Below are 6140 nucleotides of genomic sequence, written 5' to 3' on the forward strand. Positions count from 1 at the left end.
TCGGCGACCGCGCCATGCAGATCCACCTGCAGCGCATCGTCGGCTCCTATGTCGGTTCCGCTCATGGCGCCGGCCAGTTCTACTCCCGCGCGGTCTCAGAAGCTCGGGACGCGACTGCGAAGTCGGCCAACGATACCCGCGACGAGGACCTCGACGGTCCTGTCGGGTTCGACAGCAACGCCCAACGCAAGCGAGAGTTCGCGGCTGACATGGGCATTCAGGCCCATGCGCTCCGTTGCGCGGCCGAAGGCGTCGTGACCGCCTATGGAGAAGTCGTCGGCGAAGCGTGGAAGCCTTTCCAGCGCCCGATCGACAACCCCGGCCAGACCGTCGATCGCAAGGCGGCCGAGTTGCAGATGGCCGCACTCAGCTAGGCTAAACGGGCGGAGCTTCGACTCCGCCCCATTTTTTGTCGAAGCGAAGGCTCGAATTGACAAAGCAACGTAAATTACCTATTTTACGTAAAATGCAGGAGCCACAACATGAAGCAATACACGTTCTCCGAGATGAACCGGTCCTCGGGTGAAATCCTCGAGACGGCGATGATCGAACCGGTCGTGCTCACCAAGCATGGCAAGGAGAAGCTTTTTGTTCTCTCCGCCCGCGATTATCACCGCATGCGCGGAGAGCCGAGCCCGACCAAGTCCTATTCTCTGCATGATGCCCCGGACGATGTCCATGCGGAGTTGATGTCCGGCATCGACGCCATTCTCGAACCAGCCAAAGCAGATGCTTGAGCAGGGCGACGTCGCCGAGTTCCATTATCTGTGGCATCGCGAAGCGGAAAAGGGCGAGGAATCCGGCCGCAAACCCCGCCCTGTCTGCATCGTCATCAAGACGCCCGGCAATCCGGACGTTGTATTTCTCTTTCCCTTCACCTCCAAGCAACCCCTTCTCGGACAGCTTGCGCTGGATGTGCCGGAAATCGAGTGTCGCCGTATCGGCCTTTCCGCGCCATGCTGGATCATCCTCGACGAATTTCAACCGCGTCGAGATGGACAAGGACTATGATTTCGTTTCCACCGAGCCCATCGGTTCGGTCAGTGCCGCATTCCTGCGCGAGATCGCCGCGACCATCCGGCAGGCAGCACGACGCGCCGGAATAAGAGCCGTCAAAAGGACCTGATCCTCAGCTTCGGCGGCTGGCAGACCTTCCCCTTCATTACGTCATCCCGAGATCTACCTGGCCGGGGCGGCGAGCTCCGGGGTTGTGCTTCTCTGGGGCGATCAGTGACGTGTGCCACAGGGCTCTCAATCCAATAGAGGACCAATCCCGCTCTTTTTAGAGATGGCATTCCTGGTGCGGCGCGGACTTCCACGATCAACCCGCGAGGGGTCCGCTCGCAAGCGGCGGCCGCTTGGCTTTGGCCTGCGCGGTGATCGCGTCCGCTGGGCCGCACACTGACGGAGCCATCAAGAGCGGGATTGGCCCGCTCCAACGATGGAGCCCAAACATGTCGCACGATCTTTCCCTCGCCCAGAAACACGCCTGGAACCTCGCACGCATCCTCATGACCCCAGTTGTGCTCTTTCAGTCCGGCGCCGAATTCGGGGTGCTGCCCGTCGACGAATTCGAAGGCGCGGGTCTCATCGGCCTCTACCTCTACGATCCCTATTTCGGCGGCGAAGCCCTTCACTGAACCCGCTCCGGTTTCGACCCTCCGACTGAGCGGCGCCTAGCGCCGCTCTCCTCCTTCCGATCACGCCCTTCGCATCCCCGTCCCGGTTTCTCGCTTGGGCGGAGCCGGCATGCCCGGCAACGGCTGGCGCCGTCCTTCCCTCCGGTTCGGCCCTGCGGGTGCCGGCCAAGCCTTGCTGCTCCGCCCCTGTCGGCCCCGTGACGGGGCCGCGATGGGCGCGGCCTCAAGAACCGGAGGTAAGTGAAAATGAGAAGGAAAGAGAAAGGCCCGCGCGTCGATATTTACGAGCGGATCACCGAGTCTATCGTTGCCGATCTGGAGCAGGGCGTCCGCCCGTGGATGAAGCCCTGGAGCGCGGGAACGCTCGATGGCCGGATCACCCGGCCGCTCCGGCACACCGGCGAGCCCTATACGGGCATCAATGTCCTGCTGCTCTGGTCGGAGAGCCTCGCCCGCGGTTTTGAAGCGCCGCTGTGGATGACCTATCGCCAGGCGTCGCAAATCGGCGCGCAGGTTCGAAAAGGAGAAACCGGCGCAACCGTCGTCTATGCCAGCCGCTTCACCAAGACGGAGACGGATGCCGGCGGCGATGAAGTCGAGCGTGATATTCCGTTCCTGAAGACCTACACGGTGTTCAACTGCGATCAGATCGACGGCCTGCCCGACCACTATTACCATCGGCCCGACAAGGTCATTGATCCGGTCGAACGGATCGAGCATGCGGACCGGTTTTTCGCAAATACCGGCGCGGTGATCCGCCATGGCGGCACCAAAGCCTTCTTCGCTTCCGCGAGCGACCACATCCAGATGCCGCCATTTGAGAGCTTCCGGGATGCGGAATCGTACGTCGCCGTCCTCAGCCATGAGGCCACCCACTGGACGGCGCCAGCCCACCGCGTCGGACGCGATCTGTCCCGCTATCACAAGGATCGCTCCAAACGCGCCCGCGAAGAACTCATCGCTGAGCTCGGTAGTTGCTTCCTGTGTGCCGATCTCGGCATCGTGCCCGAACTCGAACCCCGGGCGGATCACGCCAGCTACCTTCACTCCTGGCTGAGGGTCCTCAAGGACGACAAGCGGGCGATCTTTCAGGCAGCGGCGCATGCGCAGCGCGCGGTGACTTATCTCCACGGTCTTCAGCCTGCCGAGGTGGTTGAAGAGAGGGAGGCGGCCTGATGCTCTTCCTTCCGAATACGACCGCGGAGGGCAATATACGGCTCTTAATGTCAGGCCACCTCGGCGGCGAATTCCAGTCATCATCGATCAAGACGATGATCCCGGACGACAGTGCATCTTCCGTGCCTGCCTATTTTCACCGCGCGGTGCCCGAGCAAGATCCCGACGACAGCCGTACAGCTTGTCAGCGGAACATCACATTCGGACCGATGCCTGCTCTCACTTTTTCCGGTCGCTCGATTGGACCCCGGAGATAGGCAGACGACTGGCCAATAGTGCCTGGGTTCGCGATCCGGCAATTACTCTGCCTTGAACTGCGCCGAGATCGATCTGTCGATTGTGCGCCTGTAACGGGTGGCAGGCGGTATGTCCGCCACGTTCTGGCCTATTCCTATTTCCGTCGTATCTCACGGAGCTCGCCCGGCGCGGTCTCGATGGGGCATGTCTGACCGGGAACCGGCTTCGCCGCGTCCGGCTGTCCGCAACGCCCGTCCAGAACTTTCTTCCCCTGCCGGCTGCGCCGCCATTCCTCGCGGACCAAGGAAGTTCTTCCCGGCCGTCCTCCATTTCATTGCGGCCCTGCAAGCCCACCCCATTGCGCAAAGCGCAGCGGGGACCCCGGGGGGTGCGCGCCGTCCGTTCCCGATCTTGTCGACAGCCATCGAGATCGCGATGGGCGCGGCTCGAAAAAACTTCGAAAGGAACACCACAATGGCTAACATCGGCACCTTCACCACCACCAAGTCCGGCTTCACTGGTCAGATCAAGACGCTCGCTCTCAACGTCAAGGCTCGCTTCGAGCGCATCGAAAATCCCGGCGAGAACGGCCCGCACTTCCGCATCTACTCAAATTCGGTTGAACTGGGCGCGGCCTGGCAGAAGCAGGCGAAACAGTCCGAGCGCGACTACCTCTCGGTCAAGCTGGACGACCCGAGCTTCCCGGCTCCGATCTACGCCACCCTGGTCGAAGTGGAAGGCCAGGAAGGTCTGCAGCTCATCTGGTCTCGGCCCAACAGCAACCGGGACTGACCGAAGACGATGAGAGCCTCGCCACCCGGCGGGGCTCTCGACTGCGACAGGGAAAGATGAACTCGCCAATTGCATATTATACAGTATTGCTGTATTTTACGAAGAATTCAGCTATAAGGAGAGCGGCATGTCCCGAACCCATGGATCCTACTCGACGAGTGATTTGTCGCGGAAATCCGGCGATATCATTGCCGAGGCGCTTCGCCATCCGGTGACGATCACGCAGCGCAACAAACCTCGTTTGGTTCTCCTGAACATCGAGGATTATGAGCGGCTCATGCGACAATCAGATGTTCGTTCTATTGGAACCATCGAGACGATGTCTGATGAACTCTTCGATGAATTTGAACGCGCGGTCGATAGCTACGCAAGCAAGGACGAGACACGCCCATGAGCTATGAGGGCGTTCAGACGGCTTGTGTCATTCGCTACCCATACCTGTGGAATCGCGAGGCTCAGCGCGGCGAGACCGAAGGGCGAAAAGAAAGGCCGGTCGCGGTCGGCGTCCGCCTGCCAAGGCCTGATGGTGATCTCGTGATATTCTTCCCGATCACCACCAAGCAGCCGGAGGCATCCCGGTTCGCCGCCGAAATCCCTGCGATTGAAAAACGCAGGGCCGGTCTGGATCCGGATCTGCGGCTATGGATCGTACTGGACGAATTCAACAGCGATGTGATTGGGCGCTCTTTCTATCTAGAACCGGAACCGCCAATCGGCCATTTCAGCAAAGCATTTTTCTTGCCGCTCCTGCGCAGTTTCATTACCCAGCGCAAGAAATTTGTCGAAGTGAATCGCTTCCGCTAACCGGCATCACAATAACCGCGGCGGCGCTTGCGGCGCTCCAGCCGGTCGAATGCCAGATCGGCATCATCGGCCTTGTCGAACGTCTCCATCATGGTTTGACCGCGCGTCCCGATCCTTCCCCAATCGCGAATGAGCGAGGCGCCGCCGAACAATGTCGGCTGAACGGAGAGGCAATAGAATCGCCGCATGTTCTGTGCCGGGTCGATGCGGCGAAGATGGACCGGCTCTGGCTCGCGTAGGGACATGGAAGGAGTCTCGCCGAGCGGGACTCTTGTGTCCAATCAGTTCTATGAATCGATAACCCATCATCGATTCACGCCATTCATCTTCGGTCTTCCTGATGAAACCGGTTCGTCGCAACGACCGATTTCATGTCCGCGCGCCGGAACCAGATCGCCCGTCCGCATCGAAGCGGCGGATTACCGGAGGTGAAGACGATCTGTTCGTCACCGCGCATGCGCAACACTTCCTCCGGAAGGATCAGCGGTCGCGCCGCAAGTTGTTTTGAGCGTGTTCGCGAGGATCCCGACATCTGCGATGTCCGGCTCAGCTGATCGACCTCGACGGTGGTATTGCCGCATCGCCGCGAGATGTATTCGGCGGTTTCCGGATCGTTGATCGCGGCGAACGAGACCCAGGACGCGCTCTCGAACCATTTCGATGTGGCGTCCCGTCCGCCATAGGTTTCGCGCATCTGACCGATCGACTGGAAGAGGAGGAGCAGGCTGATGCCATATTTGCGACCGGCGTCACGCGCCGTTTCGAGAATGCGCAGGTAGCCGAGGCGTGCCACCTCATCGAGCAGGAACAGCGTCCGCCCCTTCGTCTCTCCATTCCGATTGTAAATTGCATTCAGCAATGCGCCGATGATCGTGCGCGCCAGGCCCGGATGCGCCTCGAGTGTTTTCAGATCGAGATTGACGAAGATATCGGTTTTGCCGTTCGCAAGATCGTCGGTCGACAGGCTCGATCCGGACACGAGTGCCGCATAGTTCGGATAGCTCAGCCAGTGGGTTTCCTTGATCGCATTGGCATAGACACCGGAGAAGGTTTCCGGCGTCATGTTCACGAAGGCCGCGACGTTTTCCCGTACGAAATCGGATTCCGAATTGTCGTGGATTGACTGCAGGCGCTCGCGCAATTTCGGTTCCGGTTCGGACAGGTTCATGCGCACCTGGCGCAGCGTCTGGTTTTCCTTTGCCGTATGCCCCGAGAGGCAGACATCGGCGATCAGCGCCGTGATCAACTGCAGGGCGGAGGCCCGGAAGAAGTCGTCCCGCATGGACGTCTGCCTGCCGACATCGGTGACGACCCAGCTCGCCACGGCGACGACATCCTCTTCCTTTGTCCCGCCATAGCGGCCGATCCAGTCGAGCACGTTGAAGCCGACTGACGCATCCTTCGGGCTGAGCACAAAGACCTCGCGGCCCGCCTTGCGCCGGTGATCGATGACCATGGGCGCGACTTCGTTTGATGGGTCAAGCGCCACCA

Annotated in this window: 9 protein-coding genes and 1 pseudogene; 8 read left to right on the top strand and 2 right to left on the bottom strand. The window is 60.5% G+C overall.

Going from position 1 to position 6140, the window contains the following annotated elements; genetic code table 11:
- The 8 genes and pseudogenes from MRY80_RS10010 to MRY80_RS10045 all read left to right on the top strand — a co-directional run.
- Positions 1-374 (top strand): annotated as a pseudogene (locus tag MRY80_RS10010) (hypothetical protein); the annotation flags it as partial.
- Positions 375-482: 108 nt separating this feature from the next.
- Complete coding sequence (locus tag MRY80_RS10015; RefSeq protein ID WP_293290583.1) at positions 483-737, top strand: type II toxin-antitoxin system prevent-host-death family antitoxin; 255 nt, start codon at positions 483-485, stop codon at positions 735-737.
- On the top strand, positions 730-1011 hold the full coding sequence (locus MRY80_RS10020) for a hypothetical protein (protein ID WP_293290585.1): 282 nt from the start codon (positions 730-732) through the stop codon (positions 1009-1011). The genes MRY80_RS10015 and MRY80_RS10020 overlap by 8 nt, the downstream gene beginning before the upstream one ends.
- Before the next feature lie 443 nt (positions 1012-1454).
- Positions 1455-1640, top strand: a complete 186-nt coding sequence (locus MRY80_RS10025; RefSeq protein ID WP_293290587.1) for a hypothetical protein — start codon at positions 1455-1457, stop codon at positions 1638-1640.
- 246 nt (positions 1641-1886) lie between these two features.
- Complete coding sequence (locus MRY80_RS10030; protein ID WP_293290589.1) at positions 1887-2816, top strand: zincin-like metallopeptidase domain-containing protein; 930 nt, start codon at positions 1887-1889, stop codon at positions 2814-2816.
- Positions 2817-3527: 711 nt separating this feature from the next.
- Positions 3528-3845 (top strand): DUF736 domain-containing protein, encoded by a 318-nt coding sequence (locus MRY80_RS10035; protein ID WP_293290591.1) that lies wholly within the window; start codon positions 3528-3530, stop codon positions 3843-3845.
- A gap of 127 nt (positions 3846-3972) precedes the next feature.
- A complete protein-coding gene (locus MRY80_RS10040) occupies positions 3973-4239 on the top strand; it encodes a type II toxin-antitoxin system prevent-host-death family antitoxin (RefSeq protein WP_293290593.1) in 267 nt (88 codons plus the stop codon).
- Positions 4236-4649: a hypothetical protein gene (locus MRY80_RS10045; RefSeq protein WP_293290595.1), complete on the top strand. Its 414-nt coding sequence runs from the start codon at positions 4236-4238 to the stop codon at positions 4647-4649. The genes MRY80_RS10040 and MRY80_RS10045 overlap by 4 nt, the downstream gene beginning before the upstream one ends.
- Here the strand turns inward: MRY80_RS10045 and MRY80_RS10050 are convergent.
- Together MRY80_RS10050 and MRY80_RS10055 are read right to left on the bottom strand one after the other, a co-directional pair.
- Positions 4646-4894: a WGR domain-containing protein gene (locus MRY80_RS10050; protein ID WP_293290597.1), complete on the bottom strand. Its 249-nt coding sequence runs from the start codon at positions 4892-4894 to the stop codon at positions 4646-4648. The two genes, MRY80_RS10045 and MRY80_RS10050, sit on opposite strands and share 4 nt — an antisense overlap.
- A gap of 77 nt (positions 4895-4971) precedes the next feature.
- On the bottom strand, positions 4972-6140 hold a 1169-nt coding region (locus MRY80_RS10055), incomplete at its 5' end, for a type IV secretory system conjugative DNA transfer family protein (protein ID WP_293290599.1).

It is taken from the genome of Oricola sp., assembly GCF_022763245.1.
In the GTDB taxonomy this organism is placed as follows: domain Bacteria; phylum Pseudomonadota; class Alphaproteobacteria; order Rhizobiales; family Rhizobiaceae; genus Oricola.

Bases quoted from the DNA above. Each gene is read 5' to 3' on its own strand.
- MRY80_RS10015 (WP_293290583.1), top strand. From the start codon at position 483: ATGAAGCAATACACGTTCTCCGAGATGAACCGGTCCTCGGGTGAAATC.
- MRY80_RS10045 (WP_293290595.1), top strand. From the start codon at position 4,236: ATGAGCTATGAGGGCGTTCAGACGGCTTGTGTCATTCGCTACCCATAC.
- MRY80_RS10035 (WP_293290591.1), top strand. From the start codon at position 3,528: ATGGCTAACATCGGCACCTTCACCACCACCAAGTCCGGCTTCACTGGT.
- MRY80_RS10030 (WP_293290589.1), top strand. From the start codon at position 1,887: ATGAGAAGGAAAGAGAAAGGCCCGCGCGTCGATATTTACGAGCGGATC.
- MRY80_RS10020 (WP_293290585.1), top strand. From the start codon at position 730: ATGCTTGAGCAGGGCGACGTCGCCGAGTTCCATTATCTGTGGCATCGC.
- MRY80_RS10040 (WP_293290593.1), top strand. From the start codon at position 3,973: ATGTCCCGAACCCATGGATCCTACTCGACGAGTGATTTGTCGCGGAAA.
- MRY80_RS10050 (WP_293290597.1), bottom strand. From the start codon at position 4,894: ATGTCCCTACGCGAGCCAGAGCCGGTCCATCTTCGCCGCATCGACCCG.
- MRY80_RS10025 (WP_293290587.1), top strand. From the start codon at position 1,455: ATGTCGCACGATCTTTCCCTCGCCCAGAAACACGCCTGGAACCTCGCA.